We start from the raw sequence: 22,347 nt of genomic DNA, 5'->3' as shown, positions 1-22,347 counted from the left end.
TGTTACAAAGTTACGGAATCTTTGCGAGGTGACCAAACAGACGGCAACAAATCAATAAATAAAAAAGCCTTTGTTAACCTATCATCTCTCTGGCGAGTATGCTCTCGAGCTCCTCAGCGGAGAGACGCAGGCGGAACTGCCCTTTGATGGCCACGCTGATGCGTCCGGTCTCTTCTGAGACTACCACTGCGATGGCGTCGGAGTCCTGCGAGATGCCCATGGCGGCACGGTGGCGAAGGCCCAGCTCCTTCGGGATGTCCATGTTGTGGCTCACGGGCAGAATGCAGCCAGCGGCTTTGATACGCTTCTTCGACACAATCATGGCACCGTCGTGGAGCGGAGAGTTCTTGAAGAAGATGTTCTCTATCAACAACTTATTGACGCGCGCGTCGATCTGCTCGCCGGTTTGCACGATGTCGTCGAGCGGTGTGGCCCGCTCGATGACAATGAGGGCACCGACTTTTTTCTTTGCCATGTCCATGCAAGCCCATACGATCGGCATGATGGTCTCCTTGTCTTCGTCCTGCCCGTTGTCCTTGCGTTGAGAGAAGAAACGCATGACGCTCTTCACGCGCTGATGGGCCCCCAACTGATAGAGAAACTTTCGTATCTCTTCCTTGAACAGTACGATCAGACCGATGACTCCCACGCTGGCCAACTGGCTGAGGATGCTGCCCAAAAGCTTCATCTCCAACACTTGGGAGACAAAGAGCCAGATGAGTACAAACACGATGATGCCATAGAACACGTTCAGCGAACGGCTCTCCTTCATCAGCCGGTAGATGTAGTAAAGCATCAGGGCGACCAGAAAGATGTCTATGACATCCTTGATTCCAAACTCAAAAAACATAAGTAATGTATAATGTATAGTGTAGAAATGATTAATGTATAGTATAGTGTAGAAATGATTAATGTATAATGTATAGTGTAGAAATGATTAATGTATAATGTATAGTGTAGAAATAATAATGTATAAATCAGTGCTCCGGGTGGAGGTCATTCAACATTCATCATTCAACACTCAACATTGAGACCATTCGACACTCAACATTGAGACCATTCGACACTCAACATTGAGACCATTCGACACTCAACATTTCATCGTATATCTTCACGCACTCTACGGCTTCCTTCACATCATGAACGCGCAGGATGGAAGAGCCCTTCATCAACGCAATGGCGTGGATGGCTGTGGTGCCGTTGAGAGATGTCGTCGGGTCGCCACCGACGAGCTTAAAGATCATAGACTTGCGCGACACTCCCGTGAGTACAGGCAGGTCGAGCGCCAAGAGCTTGTCGGCATCGCGCAAGACAGCATAGTTCTGCTCCAAAGTCTTGCCGAAGCCATAGCCCGGGTCGAGGATGATGTCACGTGCACCTAAATCGCGCAGTTGCTGCACCTCACGGCTGAAAGCCTGCATCATGCTCGTGATATCGGGCTTTACAGACATGAGGATGTACGGGACGCGCAGTTGTCCCACCACCTCAAACATGCTGCCAGTCTCGTGTATCGGCGTGTTGACGATACCGGTAAGACCACCTTCCGACACGTCGTTGATGATGTCGGCCCCCCAGTCCTCAATGCACTGGCGGGCTACAAGCGGGCGGTAGGTATCCACCGACACGGGAGCGTCGGGCTGCTCACGGCGCACAATGCCCAGCGCCCACTTCAGTCTGCGGGCTTCCTCTTCCTCGCTCACCTCCTGTGCACCGGGTCGTGTAGAGAAAGCTCCTACGTCGATGATGGTTCCTCCCTGTGCGATGATCTCGTTGGCGCGGTCAGCGATCTCGCGCTCAGTCTGTTTGCGGCTTCCACAATAGGAGGAGTCGGGGGTGACATTGAGGATACCCATCACCTGAGGATGGGTCAGCGAGAGCAGCCGCCCCCGCACGTTAATAGTATAGTTCATGAATGTAATTACTTCTAAATCGTGTACACTATTTGCAAATGTACCTATTTCTCCGCTATCATGCAAATAATTGTGTTGTTTTTTCGGTCTGATCCCATGAGATTTAAAATTGTTTTCGTATATTTGCAGCAAAGAAAGGAATTGTAATGACAACGCTACAACTCAATGCAGAAATCCATAGTAATCTCAACTATCTCGCAGATAGTGAGGATTACCTCCGGAAGGCTTTGGAATACTTGAAAAAGCTTTCTTGGCAGAAGAGACATGGAGCTAAGGCCATGACGACTAAGAAAATCCATGTTGACGACGGTCCATTGCCTACAGACAAGTTTATGGATCTCTTTTCACAGACTATGCCCGGTGACGACGAGAAAATGAAGGAACATTATTTGAGTCAGAAATACGAAGAATATCTATGAGAGTCTTTCTTGACACAAATATAGTCATGGAGTTCCTTACACAGAGGACGCATTATGTTGCAGTTAGAAAGATCATGCGAGCCGCCCAATTGGGCTTGCTCGAAGCTTGTATCTCTACAATTTCTCTGTCAACAATAGCATATCTTCTTGGACTCAGATTGAAGCAGAATAACATCCACGAGCCAGAGAAGAGAAACATGATTAGACGCTTACTCATTGAATTAGAGACATATATTCAGATTGTAGACATATCACACGATCAGACGGCTATAGCATTGAAAGATGAGAATTTCAAAGATATAGAAGATAGTTTTCAGTATTATTGTGCTTTGGAGAACGATTGTGACTACATCGTTACCATTAACTTGAAAGATTTTCCCGCTTGTGACACAATTATTATCTGTTCCCCAGAAGATTTTGCAAAAGCTCAAATAGAAGAGTAACATAAAGGTGCTTATAAGAAAATAGAGACTACGAATCAACACATTTCCCACGACTATGAACGCAAAAGAATTATATCAGCTCTACCTGCAGCATCCGCAGGTGACCACCGACAGCCGCGACTGCCCTCAGGGAAGTATCTTCATCGCGCTGAAAGGTGCGTCGTTCGATGGAAACAAATTCGCCAAGAGCGCACTCGAGAAAGGATGCAGTTATGCCGTTGTTGATGAGAAGGAATACGCCGAGGAGGGCGACGAACGCTTCATCCTTGTCGACGACTGCCTCACCGCCTATAAGGAGCTGGCACGGGAGCACCGTCGGCAGTTCTCTATTCCTGTCATCGGTATCACCGGCACCAATGGAAAGACCACAACCAAAGAGCTCGTCTCGGCCGTGCTCGCTGAGAAATACCGCGTGATGCACACCGAGGCCAACTACAACAACGACGTGGGCGTGCCCAAGACGCTGTTGAGACTTACCGCTGAAGACGAGATCGCAGTGGTGGAAATGGGAGCCTCGCATCCAGGAGATATCAAAAAACTGGTCGAATATGTTGAGCCGACATGCGGACTGATCACCAACGTGGGCCGCGCTCACTTGCAGGGCTTCGGCTCGTTTGAGGGCGTGATGAAAACCAAGGGCGAGCTCTATGACTTCCTCAAAGCCCACGATGGACTTGTCTTCCTCAATACCAGTAACGAGCATCTTGTCGACATGGCGCAGCAACGTGAGTTGGAGCGCATCGTCAGCTACGGCACCGACGGCGACGCACAGGTGCAGGGCGAAGTAGGCGTGTGCGAGCCATTCCTCTCCTTCAGCTGGCATGTCGACGGGCAGCCCAATGTCTATGAGGTACACACGCATCTTGTCGGTACTTACAATATGGACAATATGCTGGCCGCCATTGCCGTAGGATTGCACTTTGGCGTGGCTCCGCAGCAGATCTGCCACGCTCTCGAAAGCTATCAACCCAGCAACAATCGCTCGCAATTGGAGCAGACTGCTCACAACTGGCTCATCGTCGACGCCTACAATGCCAACCCTACAAGTATGGCCGCTGCCCTCGACAACTTCCAGCGCATCACGGTCAAGCAACCCAAGATGGTGATCCTCGGCGACATGCGTGAGCTCGGAAGCGTGAGCCGGGAAGAACACCAAAAGGTCGTGGACATGCTTCGGAAAGACGACTTTGCGAAGGTTTGGCTCGTTGGTGAGGAATTTGGTAAGACCGACTGCGACTTCCGCAAGTTCCGGGATGTCGAAGAGGTTAAGACCGCCATTGCCAAGGAACAGCCGCAGGGCTACTACATTCTTGTCAAGGGCAGCAACGGCATCAAACTTTTCCAACTGCCCGAACTGTTGTAGATCCTAAGCACTGAGCACCACACTATTTTTTCAAGTCTGGGAAAGTACCATCTTGCTTCTCCCAGGCTTTTTTTATGGCCGCAAAGTTTAATAAATACGAAAAGTCATAAGAATTGGCCTATTTGGAACATTTTTATAGACAAATACGACATTTCTACAGAATTATGTTGTAACTTTGTGGCAAACAATCTAAACATGCGATATTCCTATTCTACTCCCAACATACATAGTCTTGTTTTGAGGTGGCCATATCTGTTGATGGTCATTGTGGCAATTGCCTTCCTGTCTGGAGCTTTGCTCTATACTCTCTTTAGTGAATACCCTGTTTTGTTGGCTACGCTTCAAACGGGGGACGCGCGGGCTATGATGTTGCTCAACTTTAATGGGGGAGCCGTTGCCGACCGTTTCTTCTATGGCTACAGCCATCTACAAACTTGGTTGCCGTTGTCTGCCGTACTGGTGGGCTACACGTTAGTGTGGCATCAGGGGGCATGGCGCGAACGTCTCCTGCTGTTACTGGTTATCGCAGCTATGATAGCATTTACAGACCAACTCTCCTCAAGCATCATCAAACCGCTTGTGGCGCGTCCCCGTCCTTCACACAATCTGACCCTGGCGCCAATGCTTCATTATGTCAACGGCTACCATGGCGGACGTTATGGCTTTGTTTCCGGGCATGCGACCAACATCTGTTGTCTGGTCACCTTTTTAAGTTACATCTATCGCAACAAGCTCATGCGTGTCGTGCTTGCTCTGTTTACCATTATCATCTGCTATTCACGTATCTATCTCGGCGTGCATTACCTGGGTGACGTTCTTTGCGGTGCGGCTATCGGCATTTTGGTGGCTCGCATCGTCATCACTTCCTGTCCGTCACGTTTGCTGCAACGCTACGACCGTATGCCGTGGGGCGTTGCCGCGGTGTGGTTCATCACTACACTTCTCTTACTCGTGGTTCCCTTAAGTTAGGCGATTGTTTTCAGAAGTGAAATATCAGCAACACCAATGGCGTATAAGATAATATAAAAAAATCCGGCCCCGTCAAACGACAAGAACCGGATTGAATGAAAGGAGGAAGTGGTGCCTCTTGGAGTTGAACCAAGGACACATGGATTTTCAGTCCATTGCTCTACCACCTGAGCTAAGGCACCCTCTACTTACGCATTTCCTTGTTATGGAGTGATATTTCTGAAATGCGAGTGCAAAGGTAGCACTTTTTTAGCAACCTCGCAAATTTTTCTTCATAAAATTATCTCTAATTCAAAAAAAAGTGCTACCTTTGCAACCGCAAAACAGAAAGAGGTGCTTCGTTGCTTCTTTAATGTGACTGCATCGGGATGTAGCGCAGTTGGTAGCGCACTACGTTCGGGACGTAGGGGTCGCCAGTTCGAGTCCGGTCATCCCGACCAACAAAAAGAGGAATGCTTTACGGAGCATTCCTCTTTTTGGTTGGTACTGCTTTGCTTGTGAAATGGGCGGTCGCATTGCTTTGAGATAGACACACGCACCTTATATATATGTTATGCGTGTCTTGCACATTATATATATAAGGTGTATGTAGCCTTTCTGTTTAGAACTGATTTTCGATAATGTCTGTGAGTACATCCTTCATGCTCAGTCCTGCGGCTTTCACTTGCTGTGGTATGAAACTTGTCGGCGTCATGCCCGGCGTGGTGTTGATCTCCAGCATATTGACTTTGTCATTGCCTTGGGCATCTTTGCTGATGATATAGTCGATGCGGATGATACCGTTGCAATGGAGGATATCGTAGATATGACTGGTCTCGTCGGCAACTTTCTTTGCTGTCTCTGGACTGAGTCGGGCAGGTGTGATCTCCTGAACCTGACCATTGTATTTAGCGTCGTAGTCAAAGAACTCGTTTTTCGTCACCACCTCAGTAGCCGGGAAGACGACAGTCTTGTCTTTGGTTTTATAGCAGCCGATGGAGATCTCTGTGCCCTTCATGAAGCCTTCTATCATCACTTCGTTGCTCTCCATGAAGGCGACACGCAGAGCGGGAGCCAGCTGGTCGGCATTCTTCACCTTCGAGACACCGAAGCTCGAACCGTCGGCAGCAGGCTTGACAAATACCGGCATGCCCAGACGCTTCTCAATGGCGGCAGCGTCATAGCTCTCGCCAAGGCGAAGCAGAATACTGTCGGCAACGTTGACGCCGAAGCCGCGAAGGTAGTTGTTGAGCACATATTTGTTGAATGTCATTGCCTCTACGAGCACACCGCTGGTAGAGTAGGGCAGGTGGATCAGATCAAAGTAGCCCTGCATGATGCCGTTCTCGCCCGGAGTGCCGTGGATGGTGATGTAAGCATAGTCGAAGACGACGGCTTTGCCTTCCTTGTTGATGAAGGAAAAGTCGTTGCGGTCGATCTTGGCGATGTCGCCGTCTTCGTAGTTGACATGCCAGTCCTGTCCTTTCACGTCGACGATGTAGACATTATAACGTTCCTTGTCAAAGAAGGAATAAAGACCTTGTGCTGAGCGCAATGATACGTCGTGCTCGGATGAATCGCCACCGCAGACGATGGCAATGTTTCTCTTTAAATCTTTCATATCATTTGTTTTTCGTTAATTCCTTATTTTGTCCTGTTATTATGTACTGAGCAATTCATCATCCAACACTGAGCAATTCATCATTCAGTACTGACCTGTTCTACATTGCTCTGTTCATCTTTCTTATTGATCATTCAGCGTTCTGTTCGTTCCTTTGATGAAGGTACGCCACTTGTCGATCAGTGCAGCGAAGTCTTCGGGCCATGGCGAGTCGAAGTCCATTTGCTGATGAGTGCGTGGATGTACGAAGCCGAGCGTCTTGGCATGCAGTGCCTGACGGGGACAGATCTTGAAGCAGTTGTTGATGAAAGCCTTGTAGGAAGCACTGCGCTGTCCGCGCAGTATCTCTGTTCCGCCGTATCTCTCGTCGCCAAAGAGCGGGTGCCCGATGTGTTTCATGTGGGCGCGGATCTGATGTGTGCGTCCCGTCTCGAGAATACATTCCACAAGGGTGGTATAGCCAAAACGCTCCAATACTTTGTAATGAGTAACGGCAGGCTTGCCAATGCCCGATTCCGGGTCGAAGACCTTCATGCGCAGTCGGTCTTTAGGATCGCGTCCGATGTTGCCTTCTATGCGTCCCTCGTCTTCCACGATGTGTCCCCAAACGAGTGCATTATAGGAGCGGTGAGTCGTCTTATGGAAGAATTGTTTGCCCAAAACCGTTTTAGCTTCCGGCGTCTTCGCCACGACGAGCAGGCCGCTTGTGTCCTTGTCGATGCGGTGCACCAGTCCCACTTCCGGGTTGTTAGCGTCGAAGGCAGGTACGTCGCGCATGTGCCATGCCACAGCATTGATCAGCGTACCCGTGAAGTTTCCGGCTCCTGGGTGCACCACCATGCCGGCCGGCTTGTTGACCACCATCAAGTCGTCATCTTCATAGACGATGTCGAGTGGAATGTTCTCCGCCACGATACTTGTGTCGTGTTTGGGATGGTCGAGCATAAGCGTGACGACATCTCCTGGTCGTACTTTGTAGTTGCTCTTGACAGCCTTGCCTGCTACGCAGATGCATCCGGCGTCGGCAGCAGTCTGAATACGGTTGCGGCTGGAGTGCTGCATGTGCTCGGCAAGGAACTTGTCGATGCGTACGGGTGCTTGTCCGGCGTCGACGATGATGCGCCAATGCTCATAGCGGTTGCCGTTGGAAGAATTCTGATCGTCACATCCGCTGTCTTCGGTCTGATCCAGTTCGTCGTCCAGCAAGTCTGAGAATATGTTGTCTTCTGCCATGTCTGTTGAAGTTTTGTTGAAGAGAAAGGTGCCAAGCGGACTTATTCGCCCGTATTGGTGTTTTCTTCCGTATTGTTGTTTTCGGGCTGGTCGGGTGGTGTAGGGATCTCTTGGAAGTTGTCTATGTCACCGCTTTCGTCGTCGGTATTGTCGTTTTCCATCTCCGGATCGACATAGTTGATGTCATCGCTTTGGTCGAGTTGCCCGTCGCCGACCTGAATGATCAGCGTAGCGTCGACCGGAATCTTGTCGCCGGCCACCACGTGCCGTCCGTTGACGGTGATACCATAGACCCAGTCTTTCTCTCCGGGCACCGATTGTGGCTTGCCCAGCTTGAATCCCATGGCTGTGAGTTTTGCCATAGCCTCTCTCAGCGAGCTGTTGTCGATGACATCGGGCAGGGTGATGGTAGGAGAGTGTGTGGCATTGATGGTGACATAGATAATATGTCCCGACTTGACGCGCTCACCAGGTCCCGGTGTCTGCTCCAGGATAGCTCCTGGTGGCAGAGAGCGTACATAACCCGTGTCGCTTACCTCTATCTCCAGCCCGAGACTATTGACGATCTGCTCAGCATCGGCGTATCGCTTGTGCAGAATATTGGGGATGGGAATCGACTCGCCGTGGTGGGTGTACAGGTCGATGCCAAAGCGGAAGCCCAAAGCCAGCGCAACGACTACGAGAGCCATTGCCGCGAGGTTTCCCCAGAGATAGGTACTTTTGAACTTGCCTAAGAATTCAGATATTGTCATCGGTACTTTATTTAATACAAAGGTAATGCAAACCGCTCGAAATACAAAATAAAACCCGTGAATATTTTCTTTTTCGTTGTGTCAACGGTGGCTCTTTTGTTATTAGCCACCGTTTATCAGCAACTGTCTCAGTAATGTTTGGTGGCCGCATCCTTTACGTTGTGATAGCCACCTTAGATACGGCAAAAGCAGCAAGGAAGAGTTATCCTTGCTGCTTTTTGCTGCCTTGCGCATAGACGCTAAGGAGTTACTTGCCGTGGTTCTCGTCAGAGACGGTCAGTTTCTTGCGGCCATGAGCACGACGGGAAGCCAGCACGCGACGGCCATTCTTTGTGGCCATTCTCTCGCGGAAGCCGTGCTTGTTGACGCGACGGCGGTTGTGAGGCTGAAATGTTCTTTTCATCTTTATTTATTGTTAATTTATTATTTGTTCCTTCTCTTTTTGAGCCTTTGCCCTTCTTATGGCTTGCAAAATTACGCATAATTTTCGAGATGACAAAGAATTAAGTGATTTTTCAGTGCTAAAAAGATGTTTTTATCTAAAATTATAGTAACTTTGCACCTGCAAAAGCATGATAATATACTTATAATATACACACAATGATTAATTCACAGGAAATTAAGATCGGTACATGCATCCGCATGGACGGTGGTATTTGGAAGTGTGTTGACTTCCAGCATCGTAAGCCAGGAAAAGGCAACACTGTCATGAACACCAAGCTGAAGAACGTGGCTGACGGCCGCGTGCTGGAGCGTACTTTCCAGATTGGCTTCAAACTCGATGATGTGCGCGTAGAGCATCGTCCTTACCAGTATCTCTATGAGGATCCTACTGGCTACATCTTCATGAACCAGGAGACTTTCGAGCAGATTCCTATCTCCAAGGACATGATCACGGGTTGGGAGTATATGAAGGAAGGTGACGTCGTTGACGTCCAGACCGACACTTCCGACGGTACTATTCTCTCTGCTGAGATGCCCGTGAAGACCAACTTGAAGGTCACTCACAGCGAGCCGGGTGTGAAGGGCAACACTGCTACCAACGCTACCAAGCCCGCCACTCTTGAGACTGGCGCTGAGATCCGTGTACCCTTGTTCATCAATGAGGGCGAGACCATCACGGTCGACACACGCGACGGCAGCTACGTGGGCCGCGTGAGCGAGAAATAATTGGGCACTAAGCCTTACGCCATCCTTCCTTTTGCGAAGGATGGCTTTTTTTGTTAACGACCGCTCGCTACTGAGTCCGGTCAGCGTCTTGGAGAATTCTATTACTATGGAGAAACCTTTGAAATATTCTTTTGTCATTCCTGTCTTCAACCGTCCTGATGAGGTCGACGAGCTGTTGGACAGCTTGACACGCCAGTCGTTAAGCACTTTTGAAGTTGTCGTTGTCGAGGACGGCTCGCAAGTGCCTTGCCATGATGTCTGTGCGCGCTATGTGGGAAAACTCGATCTTCACTATTTCAGCAAGCCTAACAGCGGACCCGGACAGAGCCGCAACTATGGCGTGGAGCGTGCGCGTGGCGAGTATGTCATCATTCTCGATTCCGACGTAGTGGTTCCTCCCGGCTATCTTCAAGCCGTTGACGATGAGTTGCAGCGAGAGTCCTGCGAGGCTTTCGGCGGTCCTGACCGTGCTGCCGACTCGTTCACTCCTACTCAAAAGGCCATCTCTTATTCCATGACGAGCTTCTTCACCACTGGTGGCATTCGTGGCGGAAAGAAGAAACTCGACAAGTTCTATCCCCGTTCCTTTAACATGGGCATCCGTCGTGACGTCTACCAGCAACTTGGCGGCTTCTCCAAGATGCGCTTCGGCGAGGACATCGACTTCTCCATTCGCATCTTCAAAGCTGGTCTTCACTGCCGCCTCTTCCCCGGCGCATGGGTTTATCACAAACGCAGGACAGACTTCCGCAAGTTCTGGCGGCAAGTGTTCAACAGTGGCATCGCCCGCATCAACCTCTACAAGAAATATCCCGATAGCCTCAAACTCGTCCATCTCTTGCCTATGGTCTTCACGCTTGGCGTGATCTTCCTGGCGTTATTGTTTATCGATGGCCTCTTGACTTGTCTCTTCTCAGCGTCATCGGATGCAAGCAGTTGGGGACTTGATGCGATGGAACTGGCCCTGGCTCCGCTGATACTCTACAGTCTGCTCATCTTCGCAGACTCAGCGCGTCAGAACCACAGCATGAAGATCGGATTGCTCAGCGTGCGTGCAGCCTTCACCCAACTTATGGGCTACGGCTGTGGTTTCCTTCAAGCATGGTGGCGACGGTGCGTGCGTGGTCAAGACGAATTTGCCGCTTATGAGAAGAACTTCTATAAGTAGTCTTGTCGCTTCCTTCTATTTTCAACCCTATAAAAGACAGCCTATGAACCGAAATATTTACCGTATGGCAAAGACAACAATGCTCCTTGCCGTCTTATGGATGTCCGGCATGATGAGTGCATTGGCCAAGACGACCACAGTGGTAATCTCCTGCGACGGCTTCCGCTGGGACTATGCCGAGATGTACGATACGCCTTTTCTCGACCTGATGTCCCGTCAGGGCGTCAAGGGCGAGCTTGTTCCCTCTTTTCCATCGAAGACATTTCCCAACCACTATACCCTTGCCACCGGACTGCGTCCCGAGCATCACGGTATCATCGCCAACTCGTTTCTCGACCGTGCCACCGGTGCGCGCTTCTCGTTGTCCAATCCCAAGACCAAGTGCGACGCCCGTTTCTACCATGGCGAGCCGCTTTGGCTTACAGCTCAGCGTCAGGGGTTGCATACGGCTGTCTTTTATTGGCCTGGGTCAGATGTGGCTGTTGCCGGTCATTATCCCGACCTTTGGCACAGCTACGACGAAAAGCCACATCTTACATTCAGCCAGCGTGTCGACGGCATCATGCAGCAACTCACGGCAAAGAATTGTCCCGACCTCATCATGGCCTATTTTGAAGAACCTGATGCCAGCGGACATAACTATGGCCCACAAGCCAAGCAGACACGATTGGCCGTGGAGCGCATAGACTCGCTGTTGGGCAGTTTGTGGACACGCATCGGCAAGGCGGGGCTCCAAAACAGCGTCAATCTTGTCATTGTCTCCGACCATGGCATGACGTGGTTCACACCTTCACGCCAGATAACCGTCAGTAGTTATCTTCATAAAGAATGGTATCAGAGCATTGAGGGCAATCTCCCTGCCAACATTTATGCACCAGCGCGTTGGCAGCAAGACAGCATTGTCGCAGCACTGAGTCATGTGGCTCACTTGCGTGTGTGGCGCAAAGACGACATTCCCCAGTGGCTTCATTACCAGTCCGACCCGAATATTGGCGATGTGCTGGTGCTGCCTGATGAAGGTTTTCTCTTCACCGACGAGACCTGCCACAATGGTGGTGTGCATGGCTACGACCCAGCCTACAGCGACATGCACGCCCTTTTCTGTGCCATGGGACCCGATATTCGCCGTGGTGAGGACATGGGCGTATTCTCCAATACCGCCGTCTACGCTTTGGTCTGCCGTCTGCTTGGCATCAGCCCGGCACCCAATGACGGCATGGAAGATTACCAACGGATAGCTATAAAGATGTTTAAGGATGGAAAAACTCAGCATTAATCATTGGGACGAACAGGACCGCCCACGTGAGAAAATGATGCGTCTTGGTGCGGCAGCACTCAGCGATGCCGAACTGCTTGCCATTCTCATTGGCTCAGGATCTGACCGACAGAGTGCCGTGGACTTGATGCGTACGGTGCTCAGCGACTGCAACTACAACCTCAACACGTTAGGCAAGAAAACTGTCAACGAGCTGTGCCGCTATCACGGCATGGGGCCAGCCAAGGCCATCACCATCCTTGCCGCCTGCGAACTTGGCAAGCGACGCAAAGACTCTGTTGCCGAGGAGCGCCCCGATCTCGGTTCCGCCACAGCCATCTACAACCTGATGCATCCCAAGTTGCAGGATCTCGACGTGGAGGAGTTCCACATTCTGATGCTCAACCAGTCGTTTAAACTCATCAAGGAAGAGTGCGTCAGTCACGGCGGCATCACGGAGACCGCCGTCGATATACGTATCATCATCAAGGACGCGCTGCTCTGCAACACTACGATTCTTGCCGTATGCCACAACCATCCCAGCGGCAGCAAGCGTCCCAGCCGTCAAGATGACCAGCTCACCGACCGCATCCGCAAGGCATGCGAACTGATGCGCATCTATTTTCTCGACCATGTCATCATCACTGATGGCAGTTATTACAGCTATCGCGAAGAAGGACGACTGTAGACTCCCCACATTCGGAAAGCACAAAAAATGCGGTGTCGTATTGAAAAAAGAAGAACTAATTATTGTTGGTTTGCTTTTTTTTACTTATATTTGCGACATAATTACCGCATTACAATATATAACACCTTTGACCAATACTCAATGAGAAGACTGATATTACTGCTAATAGACATCCTTATCCTGGCCTTGCCCGCATGGGCACAAACCAACTATCAAGTCACGGATTACGGAGCAAAAGGTGACGGAACAACCGACGACGCACCTGCTCTCCAGCGTGCTATCGACGCGTGCAGTGCCGATGGTGGCGGGCGTGTGCTCCTGTCTCGTGGCAAGACCTTCCTTTCCGGTCCCTTACAGTTGAAGTCCGGCGTGGAGCTGTATCTCGATGCCGGAGCCACCTTATTGGCCAATCCTGATGAGAAAGTCTATCGCCACAGTGCCTTTGGCAGCAATCAGGGCGAGGGTATGCTATGGCTCTGGGCCAAAGATGCCCATGATATCCGCGTATGTGGGCGTGGCACCATCGACGGCAACGGCGTGCGCTTCATGGGCCGCGAGTTGTCCGACTCTTATGAGCTCAAGCCTGTGACCACCTTCGATCCCCGTCCCCACGTCCTTACGCTCATTGGCGTGAAGAACGTACAAGTGCGCGACATCACGATTCGCGAAGGTGCTTACTGGACACTCCACCTCGTCGGTTGCGACGACGCAGTGGTCGACGGCATCAATCTCCTCAATAACTTGAAGATACGCAACGGCGACGGCATCGACATTGACCACAGCCGTCATGTGCGCATTAGCAATTGCCATATCACTTCCGGCGACGACTGCATCTGCCTGAAAAACCGCCGCGAGTTTGCCGAGTATGGTTCCTGTCACGACATCGTGGTGACCAACTGTACGATGAGCTCCCGCTCTTGTGCCATCAAGATCGGATCGGAGAACATGGATTCCATCTATAATGTCACCATCGACAACTGCATCATCACACGTTCCAATCGTGGCTTGGGCATTCAAAACCGCGATGAGGGCACGGTGACCGACGTCGTCTTTTCCAACATCATCATGGACCTGCACCTATGGAGTGATGTGTGGTGGGGAAAGGCTGAGCCCATTTACGTCACCAGCTATCCTCGTGCCGACGGCAACAATAAGGATGCCAACTGGCGTTTCCCCAAGGGTGAGACCCACGGACGCTGTGGAGAGGTAAGTCGCATCTACTTCCGTGGCATCGTCGCCACGTCGGAGAACGGCTGTTTCATCGGTGGAGGAGCGGGTAAAGTCCAGGACATTCATCTCGACAACGTCAGTTTGCGTCTCTGCCACATGACTGACTACAAGGGTGGCATCTACGACAAGCGTCCATGCCGCGGCGAGGGCTATATATATAATAAGGTGTATGGTGTCTATGTCGACCAGGCTCAGGGAGTCCACACCACCGGTCTCTCCGTCACAGCCCAAGGCGTAGACTATGGCGGTCCGACCTTTGGACTTTAACCAATCGTCAATCTATTGTAACGCGTCTGACACATACAGGTGTTATCTTTGCACTTAAATTATTAAACTCTATATCTATTATGCGAAAAAGACAAACCCATTTAAAGAAGGGCATGCAGAAAGCCGTGCTTTCCGCCTCTCTTCTGATTTGTGGCACTGCGGCCATGGCCCAGAGCCAGAAGTCTGGTGTCATCACCGACAGCAATGGTGAGCCGCTCGTTGGCGTGACCGTCATGGAGCAAGGTACCACCAATGGCACGGTGACCGACATCAACGGCCGCTACACCATCACCACTAAGAAGCCGGGCGCCAAGCTGAAGGTTTCCTACGTAGGCTATGAGGACCGTGTGATCACGCCGGGCCAAAGCGTAGTTCTGAAGGACGACAACAAGATGCTCAACGAAGTCGTCGTCGTGGGCTACGGCACCATGCGCCGCAAGGACGTCACCTCGTCGATCACCACCGTGAATGCCGAGGATCTGAACAAAGGCGTCTATTCCGATGCTGCCTCGCTGCTTCAGGGTAAGGTGGCGGGTCTGGTGGTGACCACCTCCGGCGACCCGAATGGCACACCGAGCATCACGCTGCGTGGTGCCTCCTCCTTGCGTACGGGCGAAGCCATGCAGCCTTACTACGTCATCGACGGCATTCCCGGTGTGGACATCTCGATGGTGGCTCCAGACGATATCGAGAGCATCGACGTGCTGCGCGACGCTACCGCCACCGCCATCTATGGTTCGAAGGCGGCCAACGGCGTGATCATCATCAATACGAAAAAGGGCCGCAAAGGTGAGGAACGTACCAGCGTCTCCTATAATGGATACGTTGCCTTTGATCATGTGGCCAAGACGCTCGACATGGCAAGTGCCGATGACCTGCGCGGCTATGCCAAAGCCAATGGCCTGACACTCGGCAATGACGAGGGCGCAAATGTCGACTGGCAGAAGGAAGTGCTGCGCACGGGCGTAAGCCACAACCATAACCTTTCCATCAGCGGTGGTGGTAAGAAGACTACCTACATGGTGAGCCTTAACTATCAAAACCGTGAGGGGGTCGTCAAGGAATCGGGAATGAACCGAATGAACGTGCGCTCACTGATGACCACCAAAGTGCTCAAGGACCATCTCGACATCTCTCTTGGCGTGAATGGTATGTATGGCACGGCTCATGGCGTGCCCATGTGGAATGAGGGCGCTTCAGTGCTCGATGCCATGAACTACTATTCTCCTTGTATGCCTGTCAGAGGTGAAGACGGCAACTGGTCAAAGGCTACAGGCTCAAAGAACTACAATCCTATGTCGCTGCTCCATGAAGATACCTTTGAGACCAATTGGAAGCGCATGCAGTATATCGCCAAAGCCTCTCTGAAGATCATTGACGGCTTGACATGGAATGCCAACTACTCTTTCACCAACAACCAGCATACCTACAGTGCCTACGACACCCACAACACGCAAATCGAGGGCGTGAGCGCCTATAACGGCAAGGCCACTCGTAACACTTATATGGGGCATGCCCATACGTTCGAGACTTATGGCAACTACGACGTCACGATCAGCAAGATCCACAAGTTGTCGGTGATGGCCGGATACTCTTGGGAAGAGAAGGAGAGTGGCGACGGCTTCGGACTGTGGGTCCACGATTTCTATGACGATTATCTGAAGTGGAACCAGCTGTCTTACGCCAGCAGCATCGACGGCATCCCTGCCGTGGAGAGCGGCACGAAGGCAACCGTGCGCAACATCTCTTTCTATGGCCGTGCTGCCTATAGCTACAACAGCCGCTATATGCTTCAGGCTACCATCCGTCGCGACGGCAGCTCGGTGTTTGGCAAGGATCATCGTTGGGGTACCTTCCCGTCTGTGAGTGCTGCCTGGAATATCACCGAGGAGCCATTCATGAAGAATCAGAACGTGTTCTCCAACCTGAAACTGCGTATGGGCTATGGCGTGAGTGGTAACGCCCTCGGCTTTGGCGCCTATACCGCCATTGCCACCTATGGCGCTTCCGGCTTCTTCGATTACAATGGAAAGAACTGGCGCACGCTGGCCGCTACGAAAAATGCCAATCCCGATTTGAAGTGGGAGAGCACAGGCATGTTTAATATCGGTATTGACTATGCGCTTTGGGGCGGACGTATCAATGGTACGCTCGAACTCTACAGCAAGAAGACCAAAGACCTCATCTGGTCTTATCCGGTGTCTCTGACCGAATATCCTTATGGCTACATCGATGCCAACGTCGGCGAGATCACCAACAAGGGTATCGAATTGACCGTCAACGCAACGCCTGTGAAGACCAAGAACTTCACTTGGCAGACCACGCTCAACCTGGCACACAACAAGAACCGTGTTGACAAGCTGACCAATGACAAGTACTTCACCAAGGAGTTCAATCAGGGCGATCCGATGATTGCCGGTGTGTCTGCCAATGGCTATACCCAGCGGATCATCGAAGGAGAGCCGCTCGGAACGTTCTATACGTTTACCTTTGCCGGGTACAACGACAAGGGAGTTGCCACTTATTATGTGCTCGACGACAATGGCAACCGCACGGGTGAGACCACAACAGCACCCGACAACGAGCGCGACCGCTCGATCACGGGTTGCGCACAGCCTAAGCTGAACTTGGGATGGAACAACACGCTGACCTACAAGAACTGGAGTGCTTCCTGCTTCTTCACAGGTGTCTTCGGCAACAAGATCTACAACGGCTCACGTGCACAGTACACCAGTCCCGAGATGTTCACCAATGGCAAGAACGTGCTCAAGGAGTTTATCACCGACCGTCCGGCTACCGACATCTCCGGCAACATTCCTTCTGACCGCTTCATCGAGAATGGAAGCTATCTGCGCCTCCAGTCTCTCACCCTGGGCTATACCTTCACAAAGTTCAATGGCTGGTTGCAAAACGCTCAGCTCTACGCCACAGTGAATAACGTATTCACCATCACCAGCTACAAAGGACTGGATCCAGAGGTGGACTTGGGCGGTATCTCACCGGGTGTGGACTACCGCTGGAGCAACTATCCCCATACACGCACGGTTATGCTGGGCCTGAAAGTAAATTTCTAACATTAACGACGCTACACAATGAAAAATAAGTTTTTTATGTCTTTGGCGGGAGGACTGCTCCTGCTGACGGGCTGCACAGACCTGAATGTGGATGTAGACTCGCTCTACACTAAATATCCCAACAACGACATCGCCGTGGAGGCAAAGATGGCAGACGTCTATTATCAGCTGCGCGGCTGTTTCGGCCGCCGCTATATGGAGGCACAGGAACTGTCGTCTGACGAGTACACGGCGGTCAGCTATGGCGGTGGATGGTACGATAATGGCGCTTATGCCCACCCGAGTCTTCACGCATACACCAAGGATGATGCCACCATCGACTGGATGGGCGAGCTGATGAGCGGTTGCACCAAGGCCAACACGGTCATCCGTGATCTCACCGAAAGCGGCGCCGACGAGAAGTATATCGCCCGTGCCCGTGCCATGCGTGCCTTCTTCGAGTTTGTCATGATGGACTGCTGGGGCGACGCACCGATCATGGATCACATCGTCACAAAAGACGAGGTTCTTGAGCGCTCCCCACGTGCCAAGGTGGCTGAGTTCATCGAGTCGGAGCTCAAGGACATCATCCCGCTGCTGACCGACGAGGTGAGTGCCAACACCTATGGCAAGCCGACGAAGTGGATGGCTGAGGCACTGCTCGTGAAGCTCTACATCAACTGGCCGGTCTATACTGCCGCATCTGTGGATCAGTATGACGCTGCTACGGCCAAGAACGAGAAACTCGACGAGTGTATCAAGTATTGCGACGACATCATCAACAGCAAGAAGTTCAACCTCGGCTCTGTACCTTATCGCAAGAAGTTTGCCTATGACAACGGCTACAAGATCGAGGACTTCATCTATGCCATGCCTTATGACACCTACACGGCTACGGGCATGCAGTACGGTCGTGCCATCACATGGAAGCAGGCTAAGGATGTGGACAAGAGCTACTATGGCATGAAGCTCCACAACTCGGCAGGCGGATACATGACCATGACGCCTGAGTGCGCTGCGCTTTTCAGTCTGCCTGGTGACGAGCGCAACCAGCTCATCCTCCGCGACACGGTTCATGTCTATGATCCCACGACGCAGCTGCCTACCAAGGAGGTGGCTCTGGACAAGAGTGGCGATTCTATTGTGCTCACCTCTTCCATCACATTGAAGACACAAGATGAGCATCTCGACGTGGGCGATAATGTCAATGGCTACAATCAGGGCAACCGCAATGTCAAGTTCTTCGTGACCGACGATGACTATAAGAACGGACGTAACCAGAGCAACGACCTGCCGATCTTCCGCTATGCCGACATCCTGCTGGAGAAGGCTGAGGCCATCGCACGTGGTGGCAAGGCAACGAACGGCGACACGCCGCAGAGCCTCTTCAACCAGATCCGCAGTTATGTCAAGGCACCTACCATCGATCACAACCCTTCGCTCAAGGAGATTCTTGATGAGCGCGGACGTGAGTTCCTCGGTGAGAACTGGCGTCGCAACGACATGATTCGCTTCGGTACCTTCGAGGGACAGTTCTTCCCACACTACACAGGATTCCCGACGGCTAACTTCGACAAAACGCGCCGTATCTTCCCAGTTCATAAGGATATCCTCAACGTGAATCCTACTTGGAAGCAGAACCCCGGCTACGAGAAGTAATTTTTAGCAAGCATCTTTCAGCGGGCTACACCTATTTGGGTGTAGCCCACTTTTTTTTCATGAAATTATAAACAATTTGACAAAACCTCCTCTTTCTGAACTTTCATTTTAGAGAGCGGTTTTGTGTTGGTATCGAAATTCGCGAAAATCGAGCTGATGATGGCCTTGCTTCAAAAGAATAGATTCTCGTGGGCGGAAAAATGTCAGTTTCTATAACAATAGCGGAGGTATGTCTTACACACAGACACAGAGCCACCGGGCAGGTTTCGCCAGATGGAGATCACAGAGCTATAAGAGTCTTGTGTGCTATATGAGTAGGGTGGAAGCAGGTAGTCGAATAGAAGCAAGAAAGGAATGACATCGGGAAATGGAGAGTTGGGGCTGCGCGTCTATGTGGTCTCTTAAGCCAGAATGGCTTCAACTCAGAGACAAAACATCCCAGTCTCTGTGACTCTGTGGCTCTGTGTGAGATAAATTCTAAAGATTTCACGTCAAGCAGCCAAACAAATTTACGTCAAACTGCCAAGCAAAATCGCGTCAAACTGCCAAGCAGATTTGCGTCAAACAGCCAAGTAAAATCGCGTCAAATAGCCAAATATTTTTCAAAACTCTTGGATAATCAATTAATTATGCGTATCTTTGTCGTCGTAGTATTTTAGTTAAATCATGCACCTAAATGGTGTCCCACTTTCGGGATGTTTTGCTTTTATAGCCTTCATTCTATGTCACGCAATTTCTTTCTGATCGTTTTCCTGTCTCTGACGACAGTAGTCCATGCCCAGTTGTGGCGTAGTGTCGACCCGCTCATCGGCAGCGAGGGAGAGGGACGCGTGTTTGTGGGGCCTGCTGCTCCTTTTGGAATGGTGAAGCCTGGTCCCGACTGTCTGACGATGCCCAATGCCGGATGGGCGCCACAACCTGAAATGGTGAAGGGATTCTCTCAGACCCATGTCAGTGGTACGGGAGGCGGACAGAAATATGGTAACGTACTGATACAGCCTTTCCGCCGCCATGAGTCGATGACGCCGCAACGCTTGCTGCTGCCCGATGGCAAGGTGGGCGTGGTGCCTTGTTTCCTCCATCACCGCACCTACGAGAAAATCACGCTCGGAAAATACAGCTGTCGTTTCGAGGACGGCATCGGTGTAGACATCACCGCTTCGGCCCGCTGTGCCCTCTATCGCTTCCGCCATGCCGACGGACTGCTTGTGGATGCCGCGTCGTTCTTGGGTATGGACACCATTCCCAACAAGCGTGAGACCCAGCAATATGTGGCTTCCTCCATTAGGGTCAGCGGGCAGAAGGAAGTGAGCGGCTCCACCACGGTGCGCGGCGGATGGAACAACGGCGGTCCCTATACGGTCTTTTTCTGTTTGCAGAGCAGTGCGCCGTTTGTGAAATCACGGCTATTTGGCGGTCGTGCCGCCTCGGTCTGGTGGGGCGACAGCGTCGTGGAGGTGAAGGTCGGCATCTCTTACGTGTCTGTGGAACAGGCGCGTCGCAATATCGTTGCTCATGATTTCGACACGCAGTTGCGTCAGCTTCGTCAGCAGTGGGACGAGACCTTGGCGCGCGTGCCTTATGAAGGGAACAGCCGGGAGCGCCGTATCTTCTATACAGCACTCTATCATACACTGCTCATGCCGGTGGACAAGACCGGCGAGTGCCCGCGGTGGTCGGGCACGCCCTACTATGATGACTTCTATGCCCTGTGGGATACCTACCGCACGTCGATGCCCCTGCTCATGGAGTACTACCCCGAACGGGCGACGGACATTGTCCGTGCGCTCTTGGCCATCTACCGCCATGAGGGTTACATGCCCGACGCGCGCAGCGGCGATTGCAACGGGCGCACGCAGGGAGGCTCGCATGCCGACGTGGTCATCGCTGAGGCCTACGCCCGCGGACTGAAAGGCATTGACTATCGCGAGGCGTTGCAGGCGGTGCTCAAGGACGGCGATGTGCCGCCCGCAGACGACGAGAAGGAAGGGCGCGGCGGACTCCGTGAGTATATCCGGCTGGGCTATGTGCCCTACGGCATACCGCGGGCTGGCACCCGCACCGTGGAGTACAGCTACGACGACTGGTGCATAGCGCAGGTGGCGAAAGGTCTTGGCAAGCATGCTATCTATAACAGGTATATGCGCCGGTCGCGTTCGTGGCAGAACCTCTGGCGCAGCGACTATGAATGGCGGGGTATGAAGGGATTTGTCCTGCCGCGGGATGCCAGTGGCCGCTGGCTTGACTCGGTGGAGTGGGGTCGTTCCCGGGTCTACCGTCCGAAGATCGCTTATCGGCCCGACACGAAGGTGGCACCGTGGTATATCCCTTGGTGGGACACGTTTTTCTACGAGGGTCTGTCGGCCGAATACTCGTTGAGTGTGCCTCACGACGTGCCGACACTCATCCAACTTTGTGGCGGTGACTCCGCCTTCCGGTGCCGTCTGGATACCTTCTTCGATGAGGGTCACTACAATGTAGGCAACGAACCGTCGTTTCTTACACCTTATTTATATAGCTACATCGGCCGCTCCGATCTCAGCAGCCGGCGGGTGGCGGAGATCGTCCACCGTTGCTTCTCCGACAAGGCCGACGGTCTGCCGGGCAATGACGACAGCGGGGCTATGTCGGCGTGGTTGCTGTGGGCGATGCTCGGCCGCTACCCCGTGGCAGGACAAGGGAAATACATCACCATCGATCCGGTACGCTTCCCCGAGAAGACGGCGAGAACAGACAACGGTGCTTCCACGGTGCACTTTGTGCTTAACCGCCAGTATCGCAACTGGCCGTTGAGCATGTGTTGGCAGGGCGACACGCTGGTGGTGACCTGCCACGACTGCACGTATCGCATGCCGCGTCGGGTCGTCGACCATGCCAAAGGTTTTTGTTGGGAGAGTCCACAGAAAGCGGGCGCAAAATACGATGCTGAGGGAACGTTTCTTTTCATCTCGCGCGATGCCCTTGACAGCCTGCAACATGCGGGCAGTTTTGTCTACGACGGCATCACGTGGCGGTGCGTAGACGGCAACGGACAGCGCATCCATGTGCGTGCCGATGTAGACGGAACGGAAATGTGGATTTCAACAATAGGGTCGCTTCCTTGGGTGACCAGAATGCAAGGCAACCGTTTAGGCATCGACTGGCAGATGGATGACTGCTGACAGATGC

The 22,347-nt window shown here is 52.0% G+C and carries 18 protein-coding genes and 2 tRNA genes; 13 read left to right on the top strand and 7 right to left on the bottom strand.

Translation table 11 applies throughout. The features are described from left to right. Positions 1–73: 73 nt before the first annotated feature. On the bottom strand, positions 74–850 hold the full coding sequence (gene cdaA, locus NG346_RS02965) for a diadenylate cyclase CdaA (protein WP_262280628.1): 777 nt from the start codon (positions 848–850) through the stop codon (positions 74–76). A gap of 217 nt (positions 851–1,067) precedes the next feature. Then, entirely contained in the window at positions 1,068–1,910 is an 843-nt protein-coding gene (folP, locus tag NG346_RS02960) for a dihydropteroate synthase (RefSeq protein WP_262288283.1), read from the bottom strand. A 146-nt stretch (positions 1,911–2,056) separates the two neighbouring features. Here folP and NG346_RS02955 point away from each other — a divergent pair, with 146 nt between their 5' ends. The 4 genes from NG346_RS02955 (at position 2,057) to NG346_RS02940 (ending at position 5,104) form a co-directional block, all read left to right on the top strand. Then, complete coding sequence (locus NG346_RS02955) at positions 2,057–2,329, top strand: hypothetical protein (RefSeq protein ID WP_262280626.1); 273 nt, start codon at positions 2,057–2,059, stop codon at positions 2,327–2,329. Then, positions 2,326–2,772, top strand: coding sequence for a type II toxin-antitoxin system VapC family toxin (locus tag NG346_RS02950; RefSeq protein ID WP_154534740.1), 447 nt, complete (start codon positions 2,326–2,328; stop codon positions 2,770–2,772). Before NG346_RS02955 ends, NG346_RS02950 begins: the two co-directional genes overlap by 4 nt. A 55-nt stretch (positions 2,773–2,827) precedes the next feature. Further along, entirely contained in the window at positions 2,828–4,135 is a 1,308-nt protein-coding gene (locus NG346_RS02945; RefSeq protein ID WP_262288282.1) for a UDP-N-acetylmuramoyl-tripeptide--D-alanyl-D-alanine ligase, read from the top strand. Between the two features lie 330 nt (positions 4,136–4,465). Beyond that, entirely contained in the window at positions 4,466–5,104 is a 639-nt protein-coding gene (locus NG346_RS02940; protein ID WP_262288281.1) for a phosphatase PAP2 family protein, read from the top strand. 109 nt (positions 5,105–5,213) lie between these two features. Here the strand turns inward: NG346_RS02940 and NG346_RS02935 are convergent. Next, a tRNA-Phe gene (locus NG346_RS02935) sits at positions 5,214–5,286 on the bottom strand. A 182-nt stretch (positions 5,287–5,468) separates the two neighbouring features. Here NG346_RS02935 and NG346_RS02930 point away from each other — a divergent pair. Then, positions 5,469–5,544 (top strand) — tRNA-Pro (locus NG346_RS02930). Between the two features lie 161 nt (positions 5,545–5,705). On the opposite strand, the gene NG346_RS02925 is transcribed toward NG346_RS02930, so the two are convergent. The 4 genes from NG346_RS02925 to rpmH all read right to left on the bottom strand — a co-directional run bounded on the left by NG346_RS02925 (position 5,706) and on the right by rpmH (position 9,092). Next, the gene (locus NG346_RS02925; RefSeq protein WP_262288280.1) at positions 5,706–6,704 is read right to left on the bottom strand and encodes a D-alanine--D-alanine ligase; all 999 of its coding nucleotides are present in this window, start codon (positions 6,702–6,704) and stop codon (positions 5,706–5,708) included. Positions 6,705–6,827: 123 nt separating this feature from the next. Then, positions 6,828–7,937 carry an RluA family pseudouridine synthase gene (locus NG346_RS02920; RefSeq protein ID WP_262288279.1) on the bottom strand — a complete coding sequence of 370 codons (1,110 nt, stop codon included), beginning with the start codon at positions 7,935–7,937 and terminating at the stop codon, positions 6,828–6,830. A 41-nt stretch (positions 7,938–7,978) separates the two neighbouring features. Next, positions 7,979–8,689 (bottom strand): PASTA domain-containing protein, encoded by a 711-nt coding sequence (locus tag NG346_RS02915; RefSeq protein ID WP_262280621.1) that lies wholly within the window; start codon positions 8,687–8,689, stop codon positions 7,979–7,981. Between the two features lie 247 nt (positions 8,690–8,936). Beyond that, on the bottom strand, positions 8,937–9,092 hold the full coding sequence (gene rpmH, locus NG346_RS02910; RefSeq protein ID WP_004378018.1) for a 50S ribosomal protein L34: 156 nt from the start codon (positions 9,090–9,092) through the stop codon (positions 8,937–8,939). Positions 9,093–9,289: 197 nt separating this feature from the next. Between rpmH and efp the strand changes: the two genes are divergently transcribed. The 8 genes from efp to NG346_RS02870 all read left to right on the top strand — a co-directional run bounded on the left by efp (position 9,290) and on the right by NG346_RS02870 (position 22,340). Continuing rightward, positions 9,290–9,859 carry an elongation factor P gene (gene efp / locus NG346_RS02905; protein WP_262288278.1) on the top strand — a complete coding sequence of 190 codons (570 nt, stop codon included), beginning with the start codon at positions 9,290–9,292 and terminating at the stop codon, positions 9,857–9,859. Between the two features lie 118 nt (positions 9,860–9,977). Next, positions 9,978–11,027, top strand: a complete 1,050-nt coding sequence (locus NG346_RS02900) for a glycosyltransferase (RefSeq protein ID WP_262288331.1) — start codon at positions 9,978–9,980, stop codon at positions 11,025–11,027. A 64-nt stretch (positions 11,028–11,091) separates the two neighbouring features. Then, positions 11,092–12,303, top strand: coding sequence for an alkaline phosphatase family protein (locus NG346_RS02895; RefSeq protein WP_262288277.1), 1,212 nt, complete (start codon positions 11,092–11,094; stop codon positions 12,301–12,303). Then, positions 12,284–12,970: a RadC family protein gene (gene radC, locus NG346_RS02890; RefSeq protein ID WP_262288276.1), complete on the top strand. Its 687-nt coding sequence runs from the start codon at positions 12,284–12,286 to the stop codon at positions 12,968–12,970. The genes NG346_RS02895 and radC overlap by 20 nt, the downstream gene beginning before the upstream one ends. A 141-nt stretch (positions 12,971–13,111) precedes the next feature. Next, on the top strand, positions 13,112–14,467 hold the full coding sequence (locus tag NG346_RS02885; protein ID WP_262288275.1) for a glycoside hydrolase family 28 protein: 1,356 nt from the start codon (positions 13,112–13,114) through the stop codon (positions 14,465–14,467). Between the two features lie 80 nt (positions 14,468–14,547). Continuing rightward, positions 14,548–17,541: a SusC/RagA family TonB-linked outer membrane protein gene (locus NG346_RS02880; RefSeq protein WP_262288274.1), complete on the top strand. Its 2,994-nt coding sequence runs from the start codon at positions 14,548–14,550 to the stop codon at positions 17,539–17,541. 18 nt (positions 17,542–17,559) lie between these two features. Continuing rightward, positions 17,560–19,179: a RagB/SusD family nutrient uptake outer membrane protein gene (locus NG346_RS02875; RefSeq protein WP_262288273.1), complete on the top strand. Its 1,620-nt coding sequence runs from the start codon at positions 17,560–17,562 to the stop codon at positions 19,177–19,179. A gap of 722 nt (positions 19,180–19,901) precedes the next feature. Beyond that, entirely contained in the window at positions 19,902–22,340 is a 2,439-nt protein-coding gene (locus NG346_RS02870) for a GH92 family glycosyl hydrolase (RefSeq protein ID WP_262288272.1), read from the top strand. Positions 22,341–22,347: the final 7 nt, after the last annotated feature.

This window comes from Hallella absiana, from assembly GCF_025457485.1.
GTDB lineage: Bacteria > Bacteroidota > Bacteroidia > Bacteroidales > Bacteroidaceae > Prevotella > Prevotella absiana.
Note: the sequence above shows the minus strand (reverse complement) of the source record. Positions and strands in the feature narration are given on the sequence as shown.

Bases quoted from the DNA above. Each gene is read 5' to 3' on its own strand.
- NG346_RS02945 (WP_262288282.1), top strand. From the start codon at position 2,828: ATGAACGCAAAAGAATTATATCAGCTCTACCTGCAGCATCCGCAGGTG.
- NG346_RS02895 (WP_262288277.1), top strand. From the start codon at position 11,092: ATGGCAAAGACAACAATGCTCCTTGCCGTCTTATGGATGTCCGGCATG.
- NG346_RS02870 (WP_262288272.1), top strand. From the start codon at position 19,902: ATGTCACGCAATTTCTTTCTGATCGTTTTCCTGTCTCTGACGACAGTA.
- rpmH (WP_004378018.1), bottom strand. From the start codon at position 9,092: ATGAAAAGAACATTTCAGCCTCACAACCGCCGTCGCGTCAACAAGCAC.
- NG346_RS02915 (WP_262280621.1), bottom strand. From the start codon at position 8,689: ATGACAATATCTGAATTCTTAGGCAAGTTCAAAAGTACCTATCTCTGG.
- NG346_RS02885 (WP_262288275.1), top strand. From the start codon at position 13,112: ATGAGAAGACTGATATTACTGCTAATAGACATCCTTATCCTGGCCTTG.
- NG346_RS02950 (WP_154534740.1), top strand. From the start codon at position 2,326: ATGAGAGTCTTTCTTGACACAAATATAGTCATGGAGTTCCTTACACAG.
- NG346_RS02925 (WP_262288280.1), bottom strand. From the start codon at position 6,704: ATGAAAGATTTAAAGAGAAACATTGCCATCGTCTGCGGTGGCGATTCA.
- NG346_RS02920 (WP_262288279.1), bottom strand. From the start codon at position 7,937: ATGGCAGAAGACAACATATTCTCAGACTTGCTGGACGACGAACTGGAT.
- folP (WP_262288283.1), bottom strand. From the start codon at position 1,910: ATGAACTATACTATTAACGTGCGGGGGCGGCTGCTCTCGCTGACCCAT.
- radC (WP_262288276.1), top strand. From the start codon at position 12,284: ATGGAAAAACTCAGCATTAATCATTGGGACGAACAGGACCGCCCACGT.
- NG346_RS02955 (WP_262280626.1), top strand. From the start codon at position 2,057: ATGACAACGCTACAACTCAATGCAGAAATCCATAGTAATCTCAACTAT.
- efp (WP_262288278.1), top strand. From the start codon at position 9,290: ATGATTAATTCACAGGAAATTAAGATCGGTACATGCATCCGCATGGAC.
- NG346_RS02880 (WP_262288274.1), top strand. From the start codon at position 14,548: ATGCGAAAAAGACAAACCCATTTAAAGAAGGGCATGCAGAAAGCCGTG.
- NG346_RS02875 (WP_262288273.1), top strand. From the start codon at position 17,560: ATGAAAAATAAGTTTTTTATGTCTTTGGCGGGAGGACTGCTCCTGCTG.
- cdaA (WP_262280628.1), bottom strand. From the start codon at position 850: ATGTTTTTTGAGTTTGGAATCAAGGATGTCATAGACATCTTTCTGGTC.